Annotated in this window: 21 protein-coding genes; 16 read left to right on the forward strand and 5 right to left on the reverse strand. The window is 54.2% G+C overall.

The annotated features are described in order from the left end of the window. Positions 1-12: 12 nt before the first annotated feature. The 12 genes from sseB (at position 13) to TU92_RS04825 (ending at position 12,162) form a co-directional block, all read left to right on the forward strand. Entirely contained in the window at positions 13-876 is an 864-nt protein-coding gene (gene sseB / locus TU92_RS04770) for an enhanced serine sensitivity protein SseB (RefSeq protein WP_112164812.1), read from the forward strand. Between the two features lie 225 nt (positions 877-1,101). Further along, complete coding sequence (gene ndk / locus TU92_RS04775; protein WP_112164814.1) at positions 1,102-1,527, forward strand: nucleoside-diphosphate kinase; 426 nt, start codon at positions 1,102-1,104, stop codon at positions 1,525-1,527. 237 nt (positions 1,528-1,764) lie between these two features. Next, positions 1,765-2,964 (forward strand): dual-specificity RNA methyltransferase RlmN, encoded by a 1,200-nt coding sequence (rlmN, locus tag TU92_RS04780; RefSeq protein WP_112164816.1) that lies wholly within the window; start codon positions 1,765-1,767, stop codon positions 2,962-2,964. Positions 2,965-3,048: 84 nt separating this feature from the next. Further along, on the forward strand, positions 3,049-3,810 hold the full coding sequence (gene pilW / locus TU92_RS04785) for a type IV pilus biogenesis/stability protein PilW (protein ID WP_112164819.1): 762 nt from the start codon (positions 3,049-3,051) through the stop codon (positions 3,808-3,810). Beyond that, positions 3,800-4,798, forward strand: coding sequence for a cytoskeleton protein RodZ (gene rodZ / locus TU92_RS04790; RefSeq protein ID WP_112164821.1), 999 nt, complete (start codon positions 3,800-3,802; stop codon positions 4,796-4,798). The genes pilW and rodZ overlap by 11 nt, the downstream gene beginning before the upstream one ends. A gap of 42 nt (positions 4,799-4,840) precedes the next feature. Next, a complete protein-coding gene (gene ispG, locus TU92_RS04795; protein WP_056781278.1) occupies positions 4,841-5,962 on the forward strand; it encodes a flavodoxin-dependent (E)-4-hydroxy-3-methylbut-2-enyl-diphosphate synthase in 1,122 nt (373 codons plus the stop codon). A gap of 137 nt (positions 5,963-6,099) precedes the next feature. Next, positions 6,100-7,374 (forward strand): histidine--tRNA ligase, encoded by a 1,275-nt coding sequence (gene hisS, locus TU92_RS04800; RefSeq protein ID WP_112164822.1) that lies wholly within the window; start codon positions 6,100-6,102, stop codon positions 7,372-7,374. Positions 7,375-7,387: 13 nt separating this feature from the next. Next, on the forward strand, positions 7,388-8,008 hold the full coding sequence (locus tag TU92_RS04805) for a YfgM family protein (protein WP_112164824.1): 621 nt from the start codon (positions 7,388-7,390) through the stop codon (positions 8,006-8,008). Between the two features lie 11 nt (positions 8,009-8,019). After that, a complete protein-coding gene (bamB, locus tag TU92_RS04810) occupies positions 8,020-9,201 on the forward strand; it encodes an outer membrane protein assembly factor BamB (RefSeq protein WP_112164825.1) in 1,182 nt (393 codons plus the stop codon). Between the two features lie 209 nt (positions 9,202-9,410). Further along, positions 9,411-10,895, forward strand: a complete 1,485-nt coding sequence (gene der, locus TU92_RS04815; RefSeq protein WP_112164827.1) for a ribosome biogenesis GTPase Der — start codon at positions 9,411-9,413, stop codon at positions 10,893-10,895. A gap of 67 nt (positions 10,896-10,962) precedes the next feature. Further along, on the forward strand, positions 10,963-11,919 hold the full coding sequence (locus TU92_RS04820; protein ID WP_112164829.1) for an AEC family transporter: 957 nt from the start codon (positions 10,963-10,965) through the stop codon (positions 11,917-11,919). Positions 11,920-11,931: 12 nt separating this feature from the next. Further along, positions 11,932-12,162, forward strand: coding sequence for a zinc ribbon domain-containing protein (locus tag TU92_RS04825; RefSeq protein ID WP_112164831.1), 231 nt, complete (start codon positions 11,932-11,934; stop codon positions 12,160-12,162). Here TU92_RS04825 and TU92_RS04830 read toward each other — a convergent pair. From TU92_RS04830 to TU92_RS04840, 3 genes are all read right to left on the reverse strand, one after another. Continuing rightward, complete coding sequence (locus tag TU92_RS04830) at positions 12,147-12,491, reverse strand: protealysin inhibitor emfourin (protein WP_112164833.1); 345 nt, start codon at positions 12,489-12,491, stop codon at positions 12,147-12,149. The genes TU92_RS04825 and TU92_RS04830 overlap by 16 nt on opposite strands. Beyond that, positions 12,492-13,526: a M4 family metallopeptidase gene (locus TU92_RS04835; RefSeq protein WP_112164835.1), complete on the reverse strand. Its 1,035-nt coding sequence runs from the start codon at positions 13,524-13,526 to the stop codon at positions 12,492-12,494. It abuts the gene before it with no gap. A gap of 174 nt (positions 13,527-13,700) precedes the next feature. Then, positions 13,701-14,777, reverse strand: coding sequence for a LacI family DNA-binding transcriptional regulator (locus TU92_RS04840; protein ID WP_112165003.1), 1,077 nt, complete (start codon positions 14,775-14,777; stop codon positions 13,701-13,703). A 215-nt stretch (positions 14,778-14,992) separates the two neighbouring features. On the opposite strand from TU92_RS04840, the gene TU92_RS04850 reads away from it, so the two are divergent. Further along, the gene (locus tag TU92_RS04850) at positions 14,993-16,306 is read left to right on the forward strand and encodes an MFS transporter (RefSeq protein WP_112164837.1); all 1,314 of its coding nucleotides are present in this window, start codon (positions 14,993-14,995) and stop codon (positions 16,304-16,306) included. Beyond that, on the forward strand, positions 16,303-18,666 hold the full coding sequence (locus tag TU92_RS04855) for a glycoside hydrolase family 31 protein (protein WP_112164839.1): 2,364 nt from the start codon (positions 16,303-16,305) through the stop codon (positions 18,664-18,666). Before TU92_RS04850 ends, TU92_RS04855 begins: the two co-directional genes overlap by 4 nt. 19 nt (positions 18,667-18,685) lie before the next feature. On the opposite strand, the gene xseA is transcribed toward TU92_RS04855, so the two are convergent. Continuing rightward, complete coding sequence (xseA, locus tag TU92_RS04860; protein ID WP_112164841.1) at positions 18,686-20,065, reverse strand: exodeoxyribonuclease VII large subunit; 1,380 nt, start codon at positions 20,063-20,065, stop codon at positions 18,686-18,688. Between the two features lie 168 nt (positions 20,066-20,233). Here xseA and guaB point away from each other — a divergent pair, with 168 nt between their 5' ends. Together guaB and guaA are read left to right on the forward strand one after the other, a co-directional pair. Beyond that, positions 20,234-21,700 (forward strand): IMP dehydrogenase, encoded by a 1,467-nt coding sequence (gene guaB / locus TU92_RS04865; protein WP_136627576.1) that lies wholly within the window; start codon positions 20,234-20,236, stop codon positions 21,698-21,700. Positions 21,701-21,805: 105 nt separating this feature from the next. Next, positions 21,806-23,383, forward strand: a complete 1,578-nt coding sequence (gene guaA / locus TU92_RS04870; protein WP_112164845.1) for a glutamine-hydrolyzing GMP synthase — start codon at positions 21,806-21,808, stop codon at positions 23,381-23,383. Between the two features lie 80 nt (positions 23,384-23,463). Here guaA and TU92_RS04875 read toward each other — a convergent pair whose 3' ends face one another. Continuing rightward, the gene (locus TU92_RS04875; RefSeq protein WP_112164847.1) at positions 23,464-24,090 is read right to left on the reverse strand and encodes an SMI1/KNR4 family protein; all 627 of its coding nucleotides are present in this window, start codon (positions 24,088-24,090) and stop codon (positions 23,464-23,466) included. Between the last annotated feature and the right edge of the window lie 79 nt (positions 24,091-24,169).

Below are 24,169 nucleotides of genomic sequence, written 5' to 3' on the forward strand. Positions count from 1 at the left end.
GAGTAAAGAACCATGAGTGTCCCACACGACCATCTCCCTGCCGGTAGCGCTGCGACGGACGGTGAAAACGAGCTGGAGCGACTGCTCCGTCTGTCCGTGACCGCTGCCGCCTGGCGTCCGGCGTTTTACCAGACGCTGCTGGATTCCACCGTGTTTGTTTTGGGCGATGCCGGTCAGGATAATGCGGAACAACAGGGCAGTGTGGCGATCACTGCGGGCAGCGAACTGAATATCCTGCACTGGGAAAAACAGGACGGTAGCTCGATCATTCCTTTCTTTTCGTCCGTCGACGTTCTGGAAAAAGCCAGCGCTGGCGAAAGCCCGGATGAGCAGGCCTTTGTGGCACTTCCGGCCCGGGTGTTATTTGAAATGACGCAGGGTGAAGAGCTGTTTCTGAATCCGAAATCTGAATACGGTAAAGAGTTTTACCCGAGCGAAGTCACGCTGCTGCTCAACAACGGCGGCCTGAATGCGCCGTCGGAACTGGTACTCGATAAAGAAAGCCAGCTTCTGATAGGCCAGCCGGAAGAGTATCCGTCGGCGATGATTGACGCGCTGACGACATTGTTCACGCAAAAAAAACCGGTACGCCGGGCGTTCATGGCGCTTATCCACGACAAAACCGTCGACGAGCAGCCGAACCTGTTAATTGGGGTTGAAGCTGACGGTGATGAGCAGGAAATTGATGCGCTGATCCGTGAAGCGGGAAATGTGGCCGCCGAAACATCACCGGACGACCGTCCTGTGGATTTCTGTATCGTTTCTGAAAAGGAACGCGGCATCAGTCATTATCTGATAAGCCATACGCAACCGTTCTATCAGCGCAAGTGGGGAAGCTGGCTGCGTAACATTATTCCTTCGTCCGGGCAGGCGTAAAACGGTAAGGGGGATCTTTGCGTTAATCCCCTAATTGTCCCCGTTTTGTTTAAGGGGATTAGGCAGTTTGTGCATGATCGTGAATCAATGCCGCATTTTTTTAATTAAATGTTGTGATTCGGGTAGGCAATCTTAACTTCGCTCCCTATAATCACCGCCATTTTACGGCAGGTATAACATTAAATTAACCGGCCCTACCTATAAAAGTCAGACAGAGGTTTTTCCATGACTATCCAACGTACTTTCTCCATCATCAAGCCAAACTCCGTTGCTAACAATGACATCGGCGCAATCTACGCACGTTTCGAACGCGCAGGTTTCTCCATCATTGCTTCTAAAATGCTGAAACTGACCAAAGAGCAGGCTGAAGGTTTCTACGCTGAGCACAAAGGTCGTCCATTCTTTGACGGTCTGGTTGAATTCATGACGTCTGGCCCGATCGTTGTTCAGGTTCTGGAAGGCGAAAACGCAGTTCAGCGTAACCGTGACATCATGGGTGCAACTAACCCGGAAAACGCACTGGCCGGTACCCTGCGTGCAGATTTCGCAGACAGCTTCACTGCTAACGCCGTTCACGGTTCTGATGCAGTAGAATCCGCACAACGCGAAATCGCTTACTTCTTCGACGAAAGCGAAATCTGCCCGCGTTAAGATTTTCGGGCGTCATTGCCGGAAGACAGACCGCAAATTCGCAAGAATTTTGTCAGCGTCGCCTTCCAAACATGGCAACTCTGCCCTAAAATTTGTACAATGTTGCGCCCCGAATGAGCCAGCCTCTTCGGGGCGCAATTTATTGCAGGCCACCTGAATGCCGCTTATGCGCGCAGACTGTACCGGTTCTGCACTTCCCTGGCGCCATAACGTGTAACAACGAGGCCATATTTCATTATGTTAGAATCAACAACTCCCGAGCAAAACGTGTCTGAAACCTTCCCGATTTCCGCAGAGGAAGTGAAAACTGTTGCTCCTGCTGCCGCAAAAATTAACCTTCTTGATCTTAACCGCAAACAAATGCGTGAGTTCTTCATCAACATGGGCGAGAAACCGTTCCGTGCTGATCAGGTCATGAAGTGGATGTACCATTATTGCAGCGATGATTTCGAGCAAATGACCGATATCAATAAACCGCTGCGTGACAAACTGGCGCGCGTGGCTGAAATCCGCGCTCCGGAAGTCGCTTCCGAACAACGTTCTACCGATGGCACCATCAAATGGGCGATTCAGGTCGGCGGGCAACTGGTCGAAACCGTGTACATCCCGGACGGCGATCGCGCCACGCTTTGCGTCTCCTCCCAGGTTGGCTGCGCGCTGGAATGTACTTTCTGTTCTACGGCTCAACAGGGCTTTAACCGTAACCTGCGCGTGTCCGAAATCATTGGTCAGGTCTGGCGTGCGGCGAAAATCATCGGTGCTGCCAAAATTACGGGCACCCGTCCCATCACTAACGTCGTGATGATGGGCATGGGCGAACCTTTGCTGAACCTGACGAACGTCGTTCCGGCGATGGAAATCATGCTGGATGACTTCGGGTTTGGCCTGTCTAAACGCCGCGTGACGCTGTCCACTTCTGGCGTCGTGCCTGCGCTGGATAAGCTGGGTGACATGATTGACGTTGCGCTGGCTATTTCTCTGCACGCGCCGAACGACACTATTCGCGATGAAATCGTGCCGATTAACCGCAAGTACAATATCGATACTTTTCTGGCCGCCGTTGAACGTTACATCAGTAAATCCAACGCCAACCAGGGCCGCGTGACCATTGAGTACGTTATGCTCGACCATATCAACGATGGCACCGAGCATGCGCATGAGCTGGCTGAGCGTCTGAAAAATACGCCGTGCAAAATCAACCTGATCCCATGGAACCCGTTCCCTGGCGCGCCGTATGGCCGCAGCTCAAACAGCCGTATCGATCGTTTCTCTAAAGTACTGATGGAGTATGGGTTTACCGTCATCGTGCGTAAAACCCGTGGTGATGACATTGATGCCGCCTGTGGCCAGCTGGCCGGTGACGTCATTGACCGCACCAAACGTACGTTGAAGAAAAAGATGGCGGCTGAACAACAGATTTCCGTTAAAGCCGTTTAATCGTCAGAAGGGCAGCGCAGGGCCTGGAGGTATCACTCAAAGCCCTGCGTTTTATTGTCGGTGGCAGAATAAAGGGAATTAAGCATGGCAATGAAAGGCAGTGCGAAAATGCTGATGGCTGCCGGTTTGGCGGCTGCTCTGTTGTCGGGGTGTTCAAGCGCTCCGAAAGAGACGCAGGCAGCAACAGGTGCATCCCAAACCCGTCTTGAACTGGGGATGGCGTATCTCACTCAGGGAAATATGGATGCGGCGAAACAGAATCTGCAAAAAGCCGCAGACAGTGCGCCGGATGATTATCGTACTCAGTTGGGCATGGCACTTTACGAGCAAAAAACCGGCGATCAGAAAGCTGCCGAAAGCCGCTATCAGCAAGCGCTGAAGCTGGCTCCGCAAAATGGGACCGTCTTAAATAATTACGGTGCGTTTTTGTGTAGTTTAGGGCAGTATGTACCGGCACAACAGCAGTTTAGCGCCGCAGCCAATGCGCCTGATTACGGTCAGGTGGCAGACAGTCTCGAAAATGCAGGCTACTGTTTTCTGAAGGCAAATCAGAATGAGGAAGCGCGAGTGTTACTGAGCCGGGCATTAAAAACCGATCCCGATAAAGGCGCACCCTTGCTGACAGAGGCAACCAAAGAATTTGAAGAAGGGAATCGCGCTCAGGCGAAACTTCTACTGGATATCTACCAGCATGTCCTGCCAGCCACGGCTGACAGCATTATGTTACAAATTCGATTCGCTGCGTTAGCGGGCAATCCGGATAGCGTTCAACGCTTCGGTAAGCAGCTTGCGCGAAGTTATCCACAATCCAAACAGTACCAGCAGTTCTTAGCTAATGAATACTGAAGCCTCCCAAGAAAATAAAGTTACATTGACCGCAGGCCAACGTCTGGGTCAGGCGCGTGAAGAGTTAGGGCTCAGCCATCAGGCCGTTGCAGAACGCCTGTGTCTGAAAGTCTCTACGATTCGCCAAATTGAAGAAGATACTACGCCGGCCGATCTCGCGCCGACTTTCCTGCGTGGTTATCTTCGTTCCTATGCCAAACTGGTTCATATCCCGGAAGAAGAGCTCTTAAACCTGATTGGTAAGCAAGCCCCGATTAAAGTGCCGAAAGTCGCTTCTATGCAGGGTTTCTCTCTCGGTAAGTCTCGCAAAAAACGCGATGGCTGGCTGATGGGCTTTACCTGGCTGGTGGTGTTTGTGGTGATTGGCCTGACCGGTGCATGGTGGTGGCAAAACCATCAGGCGCAGCAGGAAGAAATCGCGACAATGGCCGATCAGTCTACGGCTCAACTGAATCAGGATAACGGCCAGGGGCAAACTATTCCTCTGGGCGGTGGTGACAACGCTAATTCTGCACCGACGACAGAAGACACGTCTTCTGCGCCTGACGCAGCAGCGACGACGCCACAATCACAGAACTCAATTCCTTTGAACACGGCGCAAACGCCAACGGATAACAGCGCACCGGCTTCCGCCGGAACGCCTGCAGCACAAGCACCTGCTGCGGTATCCACCAGCCAGCCAGCAACGGCTGAGAATGGTCTGCCAACCGGTGATGCACAAACTGCTGCGGCAGGTGCGGATCCGCAAGCTGTCGCTTTGACGTTCAAAGCTGACTGCTGGTTACAGATCGATGACGCGTCAGGTAAAACCTTGTTCAGCGGCATCAAAAAAGGCGGCGAAACCCTGAGCGTGAAGGGAACTGCACCTTATAAGCTGAAAATCGGCGCACCGGGTGCAGTGGATATTCAATTCCAGGGCAAGCCGGTTGATTTAAGTCGTTTTGTAAAATCAAGCCGTGTTGCGCGCCTGACTATCGCTGCCGAGTAATCGGCAGCTTGTCGGACGATTGCAACGATGGAGAGTGAAGTAATGCATAACCAAGCACCCATTACCCGTCGCAAATCAACCCGGATTTATGTCGGCAAGGTGCCTGTAGGTGATGGCGCGCCGATTGCTGTGCAATCGATGACCAACACCCGCACCACAGATGTCGCGGCGACGGTCGCCCAGATCAAATCGCTGGAACGCGTAGGCGTCGATATTGTCCGCGTTTCTGTGCCTACCATGGATGCCGCTGAGGCGTTCAAGCTTATCAAGCAGCAGGTGAATGTTCCGCTGGTTGCTGATATCCATTTTGACTACCGTATCGCGCTGAAAGTGGCGGAGTACGGCGTTGATTGCCTGCGCATTAATCCGGGCAACATCGGTAATGAATCACGCATCCGTTCCGTGGTGGACTGCGCCCGACATTACAATATTCCTATCCGCATCGGTGTGAACGGTGGCTCTCTGGAAAAAGATATCCAGGAAAAGTTCGGCGAACCTACGCCCGAAGCGCTGCTGGAATCCGCGATGCGTCATGTCGACATTCTCGACAGACTTAATTTTGATCAGTTCAAAGTCAGCGTAAAAGCCTCTGATGTGTTTCTTGCCGTCGAGTCTTATCGTCTGCTGGCGAAGCGTATTGATCAGCCTTTGCATTTGGGTATCACGGAAGCGGGCGGTTTACGCGCCGGTTCGGTGAAATCTGCTATCGGTCTCGGCCTGCTGTTGTCTGAAGGTATCGGCGATACGCTGCGTATTTCTCTGGCCGCCGATCCGGTCGAAGAAGTGAAAGTCGGTTTTGATATTCTGAAATCCTTGCGCATCCGTTCCCGTGGCATCAACTTTATTGCCTGCCCGACCTGTTCGCGTCAGGAGTTTGATGTCATCGGCACCGTCAATGCGTTAGAGCAGCGTCTTGAAGACTTGATCACGCCAATGGATGTTTCCATCATCGGTTGCGTGGTGAACGGTCCGGGCGAAGCGCTGGTTTCCACTATTGGCGTCACTGGCGGCCATAATAAAAGCGGTTTCTACGAAGACGGCGTTCGTCAGAGAGATCGTTTTGATAACGAGCAGATGATCGATCAGTTAGAAGCGAAGATCCGCGCCAAAGCGGCGATTATGGATGAGAGTAAACGTATCGTTATCAATCATCTTGAAAAGTAACATCGGTTGCGGGCGTCAGAGTATGCTCGCAGTATTATATTGAACCCGACAGGGGGTGATGGCGTCTGTGCGTTGAACCGCAGACCACAAACCCCCTATAATCGGGTTCATTTTTTATAAAACGATAGAGAACTGACGTGGCAAAGAATATCCAGGCCATTCGCGGCATGAACGACTACCTGCCGGAAGACACGGCGCTGTGGCAGCGTATCGAAGGTACTTTGAAACAGGTACTCGGCGGTTACGGCTACAGCGAAATCCGTATGCCGATTGTAGAGCAGACCCCATTGTTTAAACGCGCGATCGGTGAAGTGACCGATGTCGTGGAAAAAGAAATGTACACCTTTGAGGATCGCAACGGTGAAAGCCTGACGCTGCGCCCTGAAGGAACGGCCGGCTGCGTGCGCGCCGGTATCGAACATGGTCTGCTGTACAATCAGGAACAACGTCTGTGGTACATCGGCCCGATGTTCCGCTACGAACGCCCGCAAAAAGGACGCTATCGTCAGTTTAATCAGTTGGGTGTCGAAGTCTTTGGTCTGCAAGGCCCGGATATCGATGCGGAACTGATCCTGCTGAGCGCCCGCTGGTGGCGTGCGCTGGGCATCTCCGAGCACGTTACGCTGGAACTGAACTCTATCGGTTCACTGGAAGCCCGTGCGAACTATCGCGATGCGTTGGTGGCCTTCCTTGAGCAGCATAAAGACAAGCTGGATGAAGACTGCAAACGTCGAATGTACAGCAATCCTCTGCGTGTTCTGGATTCCAAAAATCCGGAAATTCAGACGTTATTGAACGATGCGCCAGAGCTCGGTGACTACCTTGATGATGAATCAAGGGAACACTTTACCGGTCTGTGTGAACTTTTAGAGCAGTCTGGTATCCCATATACGATTAATCAGCGACTTGTGCGCGGTCTGGATTATTACAACCGCACCGTGTTCGAGTGGGTAACCAGCAGTCTGGGCTCACAGGGTACTGTGTGTGCGGGTGGCCGTTACGACGGGCTGGTTGAACAATTGGGGGGGCGTGCGACGCCTGCCGTCGGTTTTGCGATGGGGCTTGAGCGTCTGGTATTACTGGTTCAGGCCGTAAATCCAGACTTCAAAGCGCCTGCGACGGTTGATGCTTACGTCATTTCTTCTGGCGCGGGTACACAAGGTGCAGCCATGAAACTGGCTGAAACGCTGCGTGATGCTATGCCGGAACTGAAAGTGATGACGAATTACGGTGGCGGCAACTTCAAGAAGCAATTCGCCCGTGCTGATAAATGGGGTGCACGAGTTGCCCTGGTATTAGGCGAAGATGAAGTCGCTAACCAGCAGGTTGTGGTCAAAGACCTGCAAACTGGAACGCAAGAAACGCTGACGCACAGTGAAGTTGCTGGGCGTCTGGCTTCGATGTTGGGTTAAGGAGAAGGACACTGTGGAAGTCTATACCACTGAGAATGAACAGGTTGATGCTGTACGTCGCTTCTTTGCCGAAAACGGTAAAGCGCTGGCCATCGGCGTTGTTCTGGGTATTGTAGCCCTGGGCGGCTGGCGTTTCTGGCAGAGCCATCAGGACTCTGCCCTGACGGAAGCTTCTGCGTCTTTCCAGAAAGCAAATCAGGCAATGGCCAGCAAAAGTGCGCAAGGCGTGGCCGAGCTCGAGAAGTTTGGTCAGAGCAATGACAACAATTACGGTGTGTTTGCCGCTCTGCAACTGGCCGATCACTTTGTCGAAACGAAAGATTTCGCCAATGCTGAAAAGCAGTTAACGCAGGCGCAAGGTCAGGCCAAAGAAGACAATTTACGCTCGCTGGTGAATTTACGTCTGGCACGTGTCCAGATGCAGCAAGGCAAATTTGATGATGCACTCAAAACGTTAGACGGCGTGAAGGGTGAAGGCTGGGCAGCAATGCAGCAAGGCATCCGTGGTGATGTTCTGCTTGCTAAAGGCGATGCGAAAGGGGCTCGTGATGCCTTCAGCAAAGGTCTGGAATCTAAACCCTCTCAAACGCTGCAAACAATGCTGCGTATGAAATTGAACAACTTAGCCAGCTAAGGGGAACCCCGATGCAATTGCGTAAAACACTCTTGGTAGGATGGGTTTCTGTTGCCCTGCTGAGTGGCTGTTCATTGTTTAACAGCGAAGAAGATGTCGTCAAAATGTCCCCGCTGCCAAAAGTTGAGAATCAATTTACTCCGACGAAAGTCTGGAGCAAATCCGTAGGCGATGGCGTTGGTGATTTTTACTCCCATCTGCGTCCGGCCTGGCAGGACAGCACCATTTACGCAGCCGATCGTTTTGGCATCGTGAAAGCGCTGGATGCTGACAGCGGTAAAGAAAAATGGAGTGTTAACCTGTCCGAAAAAACCGGTTTCTTCTCCAGCAACCGTTCAGCACAACTGTCCGGCGGCCTGACTGTTTCCGGCGGCCATGTGTATATCGGCAGTGAAAAAGCGGTGGTTTATGCGCTGAACACTGAAGATGGCACCGTGGCATGGCAGACCAAAGTGGCGGGCGAAGCATTGTCCCGTCCTGTGGCCAGCGATGGATTAGTGCTGGTGCATACCGGCAACGGCATGTTGCAGGGTCTGAGCGAATCTGACGGTAAGATCCAGTGGACCGCTAACCTCGATATGCCGACGCTTTCTCTGCGTGGTGAATCTGCCCCAGCGGTTGCCTTTGGTGCAGCCATTGTCGGCGGTGATAACGGCCGCGTCAGCGCCGTGCTGATGAAAGAAGGTCAGTTGATCTGGCAGCAACGTATTTCACAAACTACCGGTACGACTGAAATCGACCGTCTGAGTGATGTGGATACCACGCCGGTTATCGTTGATGGCGTTGTTTATGCGCTGGCTTACAACGGCAATCTGGTGGCGATGGATCTGCGTTCTGGTCAGGTGATGTGGAAACGTGATGTCGGCTCTGTAAATGACATCATCGTCGATGCAGGCCGTATCTATATGGTCGATCAGGATGACCGTGTGATGGCGCTGGATACACAGGGCGGCGTAAGCCTGTGGCGTCAAAGCGATCTGTTGCACCGTAATCTTACCGCGCCAGTGCTGTATAATGGGTATATCGTGGTCGGTGATTCAGAAGGTTATCTGCACTGGATCAACACCACCGACGGTCGTTTCGTTGCTCAGCAGAAAGTCGACAGTGATGGCTTCCTGAGTGCGCCGATTGTGGCAAGCGATAAGCTGGTGGTACAGGCGAAAGGTGGCGAAGTTTACTCCTTCACCCGCTAAAACCGCGCCCGGCGTCTGGCCCTGAGATCGTTTGATCGCGGGCTTAAAAACGGCTCCTGAATTGCTCAGGGGCCGTTTCGTATTCTGAAAACCGTGCAATTTGAACGTTGAATTGGGCTGTAACAAATTGAATTATAGCTGTTTGTCTGAAACAGAAGGGCAGCAGACTATTTGCGTTTAGCTATAAATAAAAACACTGAGGCTTCAAAATGATACCTGTCGTTGCGCTTGTTGGGCGCCCGAATGTGGGTAAATCCACTTTATTTAACCGTTTGACCAAGACGCGTGACGCGTTGGTTGCGGATTTCCCGGGGCTAACGCGTGACCGCAAGTATGGTCGTGCTGAAATTGAGGGTAATGAATTCATCATCGTGGATACCGGCGGTATCGACGGTACCGAAGACGGCGTTGAAACCCGTATGGCCGGCCAGTCTCTGCTGGCTATCGAAGAAGCAGACATCGTTCTGTTCATGGTCGATGCGCGCGCGGGCCTGATGCCTGCCGATCAGGGCATTGCCCAGCATCTTCGCAGCCGTGAAAAAGCGACTTTCCTGGTGGCGAACAAAACGGACGGTATTGATCCAGACAGCGCCGTCGGTGACTTCTACTCACTCGGTTTAGGCGAAGTCTATCCGATCGCGGCCTCGCATGGCCGTGGCGTGGCACAACTGATTGAGCACGTACTGGTGCCGTTCGTTGGGGCTAAACCAGAAGAAGTCGAACTGACCGAAGAAGAGGCTAACGCCGCTTACTGGGCAGAGCAGGAAGCGACCGGTGATGAAATTCCGGAAGACGAAGAAGACGATTTCGATCCGCAATCTCTGCCAATCAAACTGGCTATCGTCGGGCGTCCGAACGTAGGTAAGTCCACACTGACTAACCGCATTTTGGGCGAAGAGCGCGTCGTGGTTTACGACATGCCGGGCACCACCCGCGACAGTATTTATATCCCGATGGTGCGCGACGAACGTGAATACGTTTTGATCGACACCGCAGGTGTGCGTAAGCGCGGTAAAGTCACTGAAACCGTCGAGAAATTCTCCGTCATCAAAACCCTGAAGGCGATTGAAGACGCGAACGTCGTGATGCTGGTCATTGATGCCCGCGACGGTATCTCCGATCAGGACCTTTCGCTGTTGGGCTTCATCCTCAATAGCGGGCGCTCACTACTGATTGTGGTGAACAAGTGGGATGGCATGAGTGAAGAAGCGCGTGCTCAGGTGAAAGACCAGCTGGATCTGCGCCTTGGTTTCGTGGACTTCGCACGTATCCACTTTATCTCTGCCCTGCACGGCAGCGGCGTGGGTAACCTGTTCGAATCCGTGATTGAAGCCTACACCTGCGCGACCACGCGCGTCAGCACTTCCATGCTGACCCGTATCATGCAGATGGCCGCTGACGACCACCAGCCACCGCTGGTGAACGGTCGTCGTGTGAAGCTGAAATATGCGCACGCCGGCGGTTATAACCCACCTATCGTGGTTATCCACGGTAATCAGGTGAAAGATCTGGCTGACTCCTACAAACGCTATTTGATGAACTACTTCCGTCGTTCACTGAAAGTGATGGGTACCCCGATCCGCATTCAGTTCAAAGAGGGTGAGAACCCGTATGAAGGCAAGAAAAACACGCTGTCGCCACATCAGCAGCGTAAGCGCAGACGCCTTCTGCAGCACCTGAAAAACAAATCCTAAAAACTGATGGGGTGCATGAAAATGTACCCCATTTTTTTGTCTCATTTTTACGCGAGGAGCTGGCTGGATGTTCTGGCAGACCTGGAGTTTTGCATTTGGCGTCACGGTACCTAATTTATTGATTTTGTTATTGGGCATGGTGCTGCGCCGCACCGGCCTGATGGACGACAGTTTTAATGAGAAAGCCAGCCGGTTAGTTTTCAATATCGCGTTACCTTGCCTGCTCTTTTTCAGCGTAGCGCAGGGGCATGACTCTTCGGGCTCCAACCTGCCGCTGGCCGTTTATGGCGGCGTGGCGACGGTGGTTTCTTTCCTGCTGCTGGAACTGGTGGCACTAAAGCTGGTGAAGGATCCGCGAGAGCGCGGCATATTTGTTCAGGGTGGATTTCGCGCTAACACCGGCATTGCGGGTCTGGCTTACGCCTCGCTGGCGTTTGGCAGCGAAGGGATCGCGCTCGGTTCGATGTATCTGGCAGTGACAGTGATTCTGTTCAACGTGCTGTCAGTGATCACGCTGACCCGCAGCCTGAAAGGCGGGCAGGGGAATCGCATCGGCTTACAGCCGATTTTGCGCGGTATCGTCACCAATCCGCTGATTATCGGACTGGTGCTTGGACTGGCCTTCCAGTACAGCCGTTTGCCGATGCCCGCCACACTCGCCAGTACCGGGGCGTTTATCTCCGGCATGGCACTGCCGCTGGCGATGTTGTGCGCGGGGGCCAGCCTTGACTGGCGGGCAATGTTCCGCAGTTCAAATGTTGCGGCCTGGTCATCGGCTTCGCGGGTGATGTTTGTTCCGGCGCTGATGACTCTGGGTGCCTGGGCTTTTGGTTTTCGCGGCGCGGCGCTCGGCGTCATCTTTTTGTTTTCATGCACACCGACGGCGGCGGGCAGTTATGTCATGACCCGGGCCATGGGCGGCAACGCGACGCTGGCGGCGAATATTATTGCCGTCACTACGCTGGGATCATTTTTCACCACCGCGCTCGGCCTGTATTTATTACGGACGCTGGGCGCTATTTAGAGGAGAAGCGGGATGGATGCACATTGTCCGGTTTGCGACCAGCCAATGAGCTGGGTAAGCGGTCACTTTCGCTGTGACGCATGTCATAGTGAGTATCAGCAAACGGCGTTATGCCCGGATTGTCAGCAACCGTTGCAGGAACTGAAAGCCTGCGGTGCGGTGGATTACATCTGCCAAAACGGGCATGGAATGATTTCTAAAAAGCGGGTGATATTGACGTACTCCCCTTACTCAGAAGGGTGATCCTCGGGACGGGCCTGTTTCCATAAATTCACCAGTTCTTCCGGCGCTTCGGTTTCCGGAATGATCACCACCAGACTGGCCGAATGCTCCGCCGACGCAAAGTAAATCTCGATGCGGAAATAACGCTGGTCTCCATGACCGGCGTTTTCTTTTTCCTGCGCATAGGGCATCGCCTGGTTGATAAGTTGACAGAGTTGCTGCCGCTTATCATCGCTCATGTCTGAAAGCTCGACCCTTCGCGGCCCGCTGAGTTTAGGGATAAACGCGATACCACCTTCACGGTAAATCTCGATAACCGCATTACTTTCCAGCGAATCTAAAGGTTTCATTTACATCACTCCGACCTGCTCCCAGGCTTCACGGACGGCCTGCGCGACGGCGGCATCAAACCGTTTTTCGGCATGCTTTACCGTCAGTTGGGCAAACGTCACAAAGTCTGCATTTTTAGGCAACGATTTGTCGCACACCGTATCGTACCAGGCATATCCTGCGCGTTCCCAGGCGTTGCCACCCAGTTTGGTCGCGGCAAGGTAAAAGGCGCGGTTCGGGATCCCGGAGTTGATGTGGACACCGCCGTTGTCATCGCGGGTATTCACATAACCGCTCATGTCAGCGGGTTGCGGATCTTTGCCGAGCAGCGGATCGTCGTACGCAGTGCCGGGATGCGACATTGAGCGCAGGCCGGTGCCCTGAATGCCTTTGGCCAGCAAGCCCTCGCCGATGATCCAGTCCGCTTTATCGGCAGTTTGTTTCAGGTGAAACTGTTTGACCAGCGAACCAAATACGTCAGACAGCGATTCGTTCAGCGCGCCGGATTGCCCATTGTATTCCAGCCCGGCTTCGCTTTCCGTGACGCCGTGCGAAAGCTCATGGCCGACCACATCGATGGCAATCGTGAACCGGTTGAATATCTCGCCGTCACCGTCACCAAACACCATCTGCTGGCCGTTCCAGAAGGCGTTCTGATAGCCTTTGTCGTAGTGAACGGTGCCGAGCAGCGCCAGACCTTTCCCGTCAAGAGAGTTGCGCTGGTACGCCTGCCAGAAGAAATCATAGGTGACGCCGAGATAATCATAGGCTTCATCCACCGTGACATCGCCGTTACTTTTCTGCCCCTCTTTACGCACCGATTCGCCCGGCAGCCGGGTGGTGTTTTTCGCATCATAAATATCGCGCTCTACCTGTCCGGCTTTGGCGGTGACAATTTTTTGCGGCTTGGCGTAAGGCTGTGCCATCAGGGTATTTACATGCACCAGCGTTTGCCGGGCACATTTGCGCTGAGGTTCTGAGCCGTGTTCGATAATGCGGTTGAGCATGTAGGGTGGAATGACGCTGTTATAACGCTTCGCTGAACTGTGATTCATCGTGAATCTCCTTATCAAGGGTCACCCGCAGGTGAAAGAAAGGTGTTCTGAATATCTGATACTGAAAAGCGGCTAATGAATAGTCGTCACAAATCAGTATAGAACCGCGTCACGTTCTGCCGGTCAAAGATGAGATTTATCTGTCCGGCTGCCCCTCGCACAATCTGTGATTCATCAGATTTGTTGGTCATAAAGCTGATGCGCACGGGGCGTGACTGCCCGGCCTGAAGCCTTACGTACCGAATCCCGCACCACCAGTTTTCCCTGAAGGAGCTGATTAGTGCAGGGCGCGTCAGGGCGCAGCATACGCCGCTGTAACAGCGCGATGGCTTCAGTACCCAACTCATCGCGCGGAACATGGACGGCGGTCAGCTGTACGTCGTGGATTTCCGCCAGATTAAACCCGTCGGTACTGAGCACGCTGATATCGCCCGGCACCGAAAAGCCTTTTTTGCTGAGCGCTGCCACGACACCGGAGGCCATAAAATCGCCGCCTGCCAGAATCGCCGTTGGCAGCGGCTGACCCGCCGGCAAGGCTTCCAGATAGTTGAGCATGGCCTGCTCGCTTTCCTGCGCACCGAAACCCGACGTATTCAGCAGATGAAGGCTGTCGCTAAAGGTCTGATGATGACGTGCGAACGCCTGTCTGATGCCACTCAGACGCAGTTCCATAGTATGACGACGCAGACATTGCAGCGTCACAATGTGCTGATGCCCCTGCGCGAACAGATAATCGCAGGCGAAATCGCCCATGGTCTGATGATCGGGGCTGACGCTGTCGTGGCGCATATAACGGTCATGGCAGTTCACCAGCACACAGGGTTTGCCCATTTCGGCGGCGAGTTGATGGATATGCGGATCGTCGATGCCAACCAGCAGCGCGGCTTCGGTGAGCGGGTCGGTCATTTTGGCGATAAACAGCGCGGCGTCGGCGTTCTCTTCTTCCATCGCGCAATAGCGCACGCGCACTTCATGATGGGCGGTCGCCGCCAGAATCCCCTGTACCACTTTGTAATAGAAAATATCGCTGCGAACATCGAAGGCGCGGGCCGGGGCGAAAATCATGATGTTATTGAGCATCAGGCGTCCGGTGGAAAGCCCGGTGAAAATGCCCTGCGATTTGGCACATTCCATCACCCGCTCGCGGGCCCTGGTGCTGGTATTATTTTTCCCCGCCAGAACCCGTGAAACGGTGCTGATCGACAGCCCGGTCTGGTCGGCAATTTGCTGGATATTTAACTTTCCTTTCAAACTGTGATCTCCTTCAAAATCGACCATGCAAAATTTTTCACTACAGAAGATGAGCAGCACATAAGCGTTTTCTCCTCCTGATGCCGCCGGGAAGTTATAGCGTGAAAGCTTTTGCAAAAAATCACGTTTCGCTCACAAATCCGTCTGCCTACTCTGCCGAAGTACCTTACATAACACATCATCTGCGGCATTGGCCGACGGGTGGGAGAACAGGCATGACAATTCAAATCAGCACTGAGAAGACTGCGGTTACAGGGCGCAGAAAAATAAAGGCGTTACGCTGGTGGATGCTGGCGTTGTTTTTGCTCGGCGTGACGGTGAACTACATCACCCGTAACTCGCTGGGATTACTGGCTGCGGAACTCAAAACCAGCCTGAATATGACCACCGAACAATATTCTTACATCGTCGCGGCATTTCAGGCGGCGTATACCATTTTTCAGCCACTGTGTGGCTGGTTGATCGACGTGATCGGCCTGAAGCTCGGTTTCCTGATCTGTGCTTCTGTCTGGGCGGTCGTGTGTATGCTGCACGCCGGTGCCGGAAGCTGGATCCAGCTGGCGATTTTGCGCTTTTTCATGGGCAGCGCCGAAGCGGCGGCCACACCGGCCAACGCCAAAGCGATTTCTGACTGGTTCCCGCGTAAAGAGCGGCCAGTCGCCGCAGGCTGGGCGGGCGTGGGTTTTTCCATTGGCGCGATGCTGGCACCCCCCATTATTCTGGTGGCGCATCTGTCTTTCGGCTGGCGCGGGGCGTTCCTGTTCTGCGGTCTGCTCTCTATGCTGTGGGTTTTGCTATGGTGGAAGTTCTACCATTCGCCGGAAACCCATCCTAATCTGAGCAAAGACGAACTGGCGCTGATCCGCCAGGACAACGAACCGCAGCAAACGCGTCTGCCGTTTATTCAGTCGCTGAAAATCGTCTGCAAAAACAAAAAATTCTACGGGATTGCCATCCCGGCTTTTCTGGCCGAACCCGCCTGGGCAGTGTTCAGCTTCTGGGTTCCGCTGTATCTGGCCAACGAACGCGGGATGGATTTAAAACACATCGTAATGTTCGCCTGGCTGCCGTTTCTGGCCGCCGATCTCGGCAGTATCGCCAGCGGCTATCTCACCACGCTGTATCGCAAAGTTTTCGGCTGCACCCGTATCAACTCCATCGTTGCCAGCTCAGTCACCGGCGCATTCATGATGCTGTCGCTGGCGCTGGTGGCGCTCACGCAAAGCCCGTACGCAGCGATTGCGCTGATCTCCATCGGCGGCTTCGGCCATCAGGTTATTTCCTGCATGTTGAGCGCTGTTGTCGTGGAAACCTTCGACAAAAATCAGGTCGCGACCGTTAACGGAATGCGCGGCTCTTCGGCGTGGATCGCCAGTTTCCTGTTTTCTCTGCTGATCGGCGCCGTTGCCGACACAATCGGTTTTAACCCGTTATTTATCGCGATGGGATTCTTTGATTTGATCGGGGCGGTCTTCCTGATTGCTTTGATCGCTGAACGCCGCAATCCGGCAAAAAGGGAGCACGTATGAAGACGTTGAAATACTGGGAACTGGCCGGAAAACACGACGCAGGTGTGGAGCTGCGTGTCGATGGTAAGCATCTGTTTTGTCTGCGGGTGCTGGAGCACGGCTTAATCCGCGTGTTTATTCAGCGCAACGGCGAGCTGGCACTGGATCGCACCTGGAGCATCGCGCCGCAAAATGATGTGCCGTGGGAAGGGCGCGACCGTCTGAGCAATGAAGGTTTCTCTCTGCCGGGCTTCCAGCTGTCACAGGGCGAAAACACGCTCACCCTCACGACGCAAGCGCTGCGCGTGACCGTCCATCAGCCTCTCTGGCTGGAGTGGGAACATAAAAACGCGGCGGGTGACTGGTTGCCTCTGGTCAGTGACCGCAAAACCGGCGCCTATATGCTCTCGGTGAAAGGCGACGCATCGGCGCACTATCAGCGACGTGAGGCGCAGGACGGCGTTTACGGACTGGGCGAAAAAGCCGGTGATCTCAACCGCAGTGGCCGCCGTTTCGAAATGCGCAATCTGGATGCCATGGGATACAACGCTGCCAGCACCGATCCGCTGTACAAACATATTCCGTTTACGATGACCCGTCGTAATGACGTCAGTTTTGGCCTGTTCTACGACAATCTTAGCAATGTCTGGCTGGATCTCGGCAAGGAGCTGGATAATTATCATCTGCCGTATCGTCGTTTCAGCGCCGAAGCGGGCGATTTGGATTACTATCTGTTTATCGGCCCGACCTCGCTGGAGGTCACTAAAAAGCTGGTCAGGCTGACCGGTAAAACGATGTTTGGTCCGAAATGGAGCCTGGGTTACAGCGGCTCGACCATGTATTACACCGATGCACCGGACGCCCAGCAGCAACTGATGAAATTCATCACACTTTGCCAGCAACATGAGATCCCCTGCGATTCGTTCCAGCTTTCATCGGGCTATACGTCGATTGGCAATAAACGCTACGTCTTCAACTGGAACCACGAAAAAGTGCCGCAGCCGGAGGTGATGTCGCAGGCGTTTCTCGACGCCGGTATTCGTCTGGCGGCCAACATCAAACCCTGTCTGTTGCAGGATCACCCTCAGTACCCGCAGGTGGCAGAGCAGGGGCTTTTTATCCGCGACAGCGAAAACAATGTGCCTGAGCGCTCGGTGTTCTGGGATGACGAAGGCTCACACCTCGATTTCACCCATCCGGCCGCCGTGCGCTGGTGGCAAAAAGGCGTCACGCAGCAGTTGCTGGAAAAAGGCATCGGCTCGACGTGGAATGACAACAATGAATACGAAGTTTGGGACAGTGACGCCCGCTGCCACGGATTTGGTAAATCCATCGCCATCAAACACATTCGCCCGGTGATGCCGTTGCTGATGATGCGTGCGTCGTATGAAGCGCAGCAAAGCTTTGCGCCGGAAACCCGTCCGTACCTGATTTCGCGTTCCGGCTGTGCGGGCATGCAGCGCTATGTACAGACGTGGAGCGGCGATAACCGCACCAGCTGGCAGACGCTGCGCTATAACACGCGTATGGGTATTGGCATGAGCTTATCAGGGCTGTACAACGTCGGGCATGACGTCGGCGGGTTCTCCGGCGATAAACCCGACGCCGAACTGTTTGTGCGCTGGGTGCAAAACGGCGTGATGCATCCGCGCTTTACCATTCACTCATGGAATGACGATCACACCGTCAACGAGCCGTGGATGTATCCGCAGGTGACGCCGCTTATCCGCGATGCTATCCGTCTGCGCTACCGCCTGCTGCCATATTTCTACACGCTGTTATGGCAGGCGCACGCTGACGACGAACCGATGCTGCGGCCCACGTTCCTCGACCACGAGCATGATAAAAACACCTTTGCCGAAACCGACGATTTCCTGATGGGCCGGGATTTACTGGTGGCCAGCGTGGTCGATGAAGGGCAGCGCGAGCGCGCAGTTTATCTTCCGGACAACAGCATCGGCTGGTGCGATTTTTACAGCGGAGAATGGTTCGCAGGCGGTCAGACGATTAGCCGCGATGCGCCGCTCGATCGTCTGCCGCTGCTGGTGCGCGCCGGTGCCGCATTGCCGCAGTCTGCGCGTCTGGCGCATGCAGACAGCAAAAAGGATATGACCCGCGAACTGCACGTTTATCCGGCGCCGGGAGCGGTGACATCAGCGGGCATGTTGTTCGAGGATGACGGCGAAAGCCACCGCTGGCAGCAAAATCAGGCGCTATGGCTGAACTGGGAGATTGCCAGCAGCGCGCAACGTATCGATATCACAATCACTCAGCGTGGCGAATTCAAACCTGCGTGGAAATCCCTGGATATCGTTGTGCCGGAAGGCGAAGCGCGTGAGGTGTGGATAAACGGGGAACGGACAAACAGTTACTTAATCTGATATTAAACCGGGGCCTGTTTCAGGCCCCTTTCACTGCCCGTTTACGTGCCTTCTTTTCCACCACGATCGATTTCACTTCACTTTCAATCCAGCCATCGGCCAGACGCGTTTTCAACGTATCGCCCGGTGCGGTCTGCGTGGTTTTCTTCAGCAAAGCGCCCTGCGGCGTGGTTGTTACACTATAACCACGTGCCAGCGTTGCCAGCGGGCTGACCCCCTCGAGCTGCGCACAGGCTTTGCCGAAACGTTCACGGTGTTCACCCAGTTGCTCGGACATGGCCTGTTGCAGACGGTACTGTAACTGCTGAACCCGTTGTTGCGCGCGGTGAATACGTGGCTGCGGCTGTTGCTGTGTCAGGCACTGTTGCAGCCGGTCAGTGCGACGCAGCATCTGACGCAGCTGATTTTGCATCGCTTCATCCAGACGGCGGCGCAGTTTGAACAGCGCAGTCTGCTGACGCGCCAGGCGCAAATGCGGATGCTGCTGTTGCAGACGATGGTTGAGACGGCTGAAGCGCTGGGCAAGTTGCGCGAGGTAATAGTCCATCGCCATTTCAAGACGCTGGTGCTGTGACTGAATTTGACGCAGCAACTCCAGCTGATTGCGGCTGATAAGTTCAGCGGCGGCTGATGGCGTGGGTGCGCGCAAATCCGCGACAAAATCGGCAATAGTGACGTCGGTTTCGTGGCCGACAGCGCTGACTATCGGAATGCGGCTGGCGAAAATGGCCCGCGCAACGCGTTCGTCGTTAAAACTCCATAAATCTTCCAGCGAACCGCCGCCGCGCCCGACGATCAGGACATCCACCTCTTCGCGAGCATTCGCCAGCTCAATAGCACGGACGATTTGCATGGGCGCATCCACACCCTGAACGGACGTGGGATAGATAATCACCGGGAGTGATGGATCGCGCCGCTTTAATACGTTTAAAACATCATGCAATGCCGCACCGCTGGCGGAGGTGATCACGCCAACGCTTTTTGCCGGCGAGGGCAGCGCTTGTTTGAACTGGCTATCGAACAGACCTTCAGCCGCCAGCTGTTGCTTTAGCAAATCGAATTTTTGCTGCAACAGACCGTCACCGGCTTCCTGCATACTTTCGGCAATCAGCTGATAATCGCCGCGCGGTTCATACAGCGTAATAGTCGCGCGGACTAAAACCTGCTGGCCGTTTTGCGGACGGAAGGTGGTGCGGCGGTTGGTATTGCGGAACATGGCGCATTTGACCTGCGCGCGGTCATCTTTGAGGGTGAAATACCAGTGGCCGGAAGAGGGCTGAGAGAAATTTGAGATCTCACCGGAGAGCCAGACCTGACCCATTTCGTTTTCCAGCAACTGTCGGACCGTCTGATTCAGGCGGCTTACGGTAAAAATAGGAGGCGAAGAAGGTAGCGGCATGTGATCCAGATCAAATTCAAAAACAGAGACTTAATCGAACGATACTACATGCCCGTAAAAGGTAATCAAGAAGTTTTTGAAATAGTTCTGGTCGGAATGCCTACTCACCTGTATACTCCCGCTGCAATATTTTATCTTTTCCGCATCCACCTTGGTGAGATATTGCCCATGCTACGTATCGCAAAAGAAGCACTAACGTTCGACGACGTTCTCCTTGTTCCAGCCCACTCCACAGTTCTGCCCAATACTGCCGATCTCGGTACTCAACTGACCGCTAAAATCCGTCTGAATATCCCTATGCTGTCCGCAGCGATGGATACCGTGACTGAAGCGAATCTGGCGATTGCTCTGGCGCAGGAAGGCGGCCTCGGATTCATCCACAAGAACATGTCTATTGAGCGTCAGGCGGAAGAAGTCCGTCGCGTGAAAAAGCATGAAAGCGGCGTTGTTGCTGACCCTAAAACGGTTACGCCACAAACTACTCTGCGCCAGGTTAAAGAACTCACTGAAATTAACGGTTTTGCCGGTTATCCGGTGGTGACCGAAGAGAACGAACTGGTCGGTATTATTACCGGTCGTGACGTGCGCTTCGTGACCGATCTGGAACAGCCTGTCACCGCAGTCATGACGCCGAAAGAACGTCTGGTTACCGTGAAAGAAGGCGAAGCTCGCGAAGTCGTGCTGCAGAAAATGCACGAAAAACGCGTGGAAAAAGCGCTGGTGGTTGACGCGCAATTCCATCTGCTCGGTATGATCACCGTTAAAGACTTCCAGAAAGCCGAACGTAAACCTAACGCATGTAAAGATGAGCAGGGCAGCCTGCGTGTCGGTGCTGCGGTTGGCGCGGGTGCTGGCAACGAAGAACGTATCGACGCACTGGTTGCGGCGGGCGTTGACGTTCTGCTGATCGACTCCTCCCATGGCCACTCCGAAGGCGTTCTGGAACGTATCCGCGCTACCCGCGCAAAATACCCGGATCTGCAAATCATCGGCGGTAACGTCGCGACTGGCGCAGGTGCTCTGGCACTGGCGAAAGCGGGTGTGAGCGCGGTGAAAGTCGGTATCGGTCCAGGCTCAATCTGTACCACACGTATCGTGACCGGCGTGGGCGTTCCACAGATCACTGCCGTTTCTGACGCGGTTGAAGCGCTGGAAGGCACCGGGATTCCTGTTATCGCCGACGGCGGTATCCGCTTCTCCGGCGACATCGCTAAAGCTATCGCTGCCGGTGCAAGCTGCGTGATGGTCGGCGGGATGCTGGCAGGAACCGAAGAATCTCCGGGCGAAATCGAACTGTATCAGGGCCGCTCCTTCAAATCCTACCGTGGTATGGGCTCTCTGGGCGCAATGTCCAAAGGCTCTTCAGACCGTTACTTCCAGACCGATAATGCCGCTGACAAACTGGTGCCGGAAGGTATCGAGGGTCGCGTTGCTTACAAAGGCCGTCTGAAAGAAATCGTTCACCAGCAAATGGGCGGTCTGCGCTCCTGTATGGGTCTGACCGGTTGTGCTACCATCGACGACCTCCGCACCAAGGCTGAGTTTGTTCGTATCAGCGGTGCCGGGATTCAGGAAAGCCACGTACATGACGTGACCATTACCAAAGAGTCACCGAACTACCGCATGGGTTCTTAATCCCTTAAGACAGCGAGCAATTAGCTCGCTGTCTGCTTTTATTGCACTAAGAAAAATTTAACCTGTTGTTTTAACGCTTTTATTGCTTTCTGGAAAACGCCCCTCATGAGCGAAAATATTCACAAGCACCGTATCCTTATCCTCGATTTCGGCTCCCAGTACACTCAACTTGTTGCACGCCGCGTGCGCGAGCTCGGTGTCTATTGCGAACTCTGGGCCTGGGACGTAACCGAAGCCCAAATCCGCGAATTCAACCCGAACGGGATCATCCTGTCCGGTGGCCCGGAAAGTACCACCGAGCATGACAGCCCGCGTGCGCCAGACTACGTCTTCGAAGCCGGTGTGCCGGTGCTGGGCGTGTGCTACGGCATGCAAACCATGGCAATGCAGTTAGGCGGCCATGTTGAAGGTTCTAACGAACGCGAATTTGGTTATGCACAGGTTGAAGTTCAGACTGAAAGCGCGTTGATCCGCGACATTCAGGACGCCCTGAGCGATAACAGCAAGCCGCTGCTCGACGTCTGGATGAGCCACGGCGATAAAGTAACGGCTATTCCGTCAGACTTCGTCACCGTTGCCAGCACCGATACCTGTCCGTTTGCCATTATGGCGAACGAAGAAAAACGTTTTTACGGCGTACAGTTCCACCCGGAAGTGACGCATACCCGTCAGGGCTTGCGCATTCTGGAACGTTTCGTGATGGACATCTGCCAGTGCGAAGCGTTGTGGACCCCGGCTAAAATCATCGAAGACGCCATCGAGCGCCTGCGCGTTCAGATTGGCGACGATCATGTGATCCTCGGCCTGTCCGGCGGTGTGGACTCTTCCGTGACCGCGATGCTGCTGCACCGCGCCATCGGCGACCGTCTGACCTGCGTCTTCGTCGATAACGGTTTACTGCGTCTGAACGAAGCCGATCAGGTGCTGGAAATGTTCGGCGACCGTTTCGGTCTGAACATTGTTCACGTGGCCGCGGAAGAACGTTTCCTTTCTGCGCTGGCCGGTGTTGATGAGCCGGAAGCAAAACGTAAAATCATTGGCCGCGTGTTTGTTGAAGTCTTCGATGAAGAAGCCTGCAAGCAGGATGCGGTGAAATGGCTGGCGCAGGGCACCATCTACCCTGACGTGATCGAATCCGCTGCCTCTGCGACCGGCAAAGCGCACGTGATCAAGTCCCACCACAACGTGGGCGGTCTGCCAAAAGAAATGAAACTGGGTCTGGTTGAGCCGCTGAAAGAGCTGTTCAAAGACGAAGTGCGTAAAATTGGTCTGGAACTCGGCCTGCCATACGACATGCTGTACCGTCACCCGTTCCCGGGGCCAGGTCTGGGCGTGCGCGTGCTGGGCGAAGTGAAGAAAGAGTACTGCGACCTGCTGCGTCGTGCGGATGCTATCTTCATCGAAGAACTGCACAAAGCCGACCTGTATAACAAAGTCAGCCAGGCGTTCACCGTCTTCCTGCCCGTCCGCTCCGTTGGCGTGATGGGTGATGGCCGCAAATACGACTGGGTTGTTTCACTGCGCGCAGTTGAAACTATCGACTTCATGACCGCGCATTGGGCGCACCTGCCGTACGATTTCCTTGGCCGCTGCTCCAACCGCATCATCAACGAAGTCGAGGGTATTTCCCGCGTAGTGTATGACATCAGCGGTAAGCCACCGGCGACGATTGAGTGGGAATGATTCTCCCCCGATAACCACTGCATTAACGAAGCCCGCATTTGCGGGCTTTTTTTATGGTGCATCAGTGAGGGTTTATCCTCTCAATACATCCACTTTTCCACGATGGCATCACCCAGATGCTCGCGCAGCAGGTCTTCATTATCTTCTTCGCCATGCGCGTCGAGCAGGCATTTGAACATCAGTATGTCGAGATACTGGCCGACATCGGTGAACATTTGCGTGAGCATCGGCGACCAGTCGTGATCGAAGTACCAGACCTCACCCGTTTCACGGTGAAAACACCACAGGTTGCCATTGCCCAGATAGTCGCCGAAAACAACCAGTTGGTTGACCAGCGCCCATTGCGGGGCGGCGTCGGGGACATTTTCCAGAATGTCAGTAATGCCAGGATAGGCATCGTGCAGCGGTTCTATGCTGGCGTATTTTGCGGGCGTTACACTGCACAACGTTTCGGCCAGATTCAGGGTACCAATTTGCTCATGATAAACACGAAGTAACGGTGGAATGGCGCAGCCCAGACGCTGTTCGAGCGCTGCTAACTCTTTTGCGCTGACTGGCGTGAAGGGATCCGGTTTTTCCCATTGTGCAAGCCAGGCCTGGGTGCAGCTACGCCACCAGTCCAGCCGTGCTTTGTCATCTGAAAATTCCGGCCATGCCAGTGGCGGGAGCTCGCCGGAAGGCGCAGGTGGGTGGGAATTTGAGTTCATATCTGACTTTGCCTCATTTTTATTCTGTCTTGCTACCGGAAGTAACGCAGTAGCTGAAATCGATCCCTGATGCAGGATA

The sequence above is a fragment of the Rahnella inusitata genome (assembly GCF_003263515.1).
Classification (GTDB): domain Bacteria; phylum Pseudomonadota; class Gammaproteobacteria; order Enterobacterales; family Enterobacteriaceae; genus Rahnella; species Rahnella inusitata.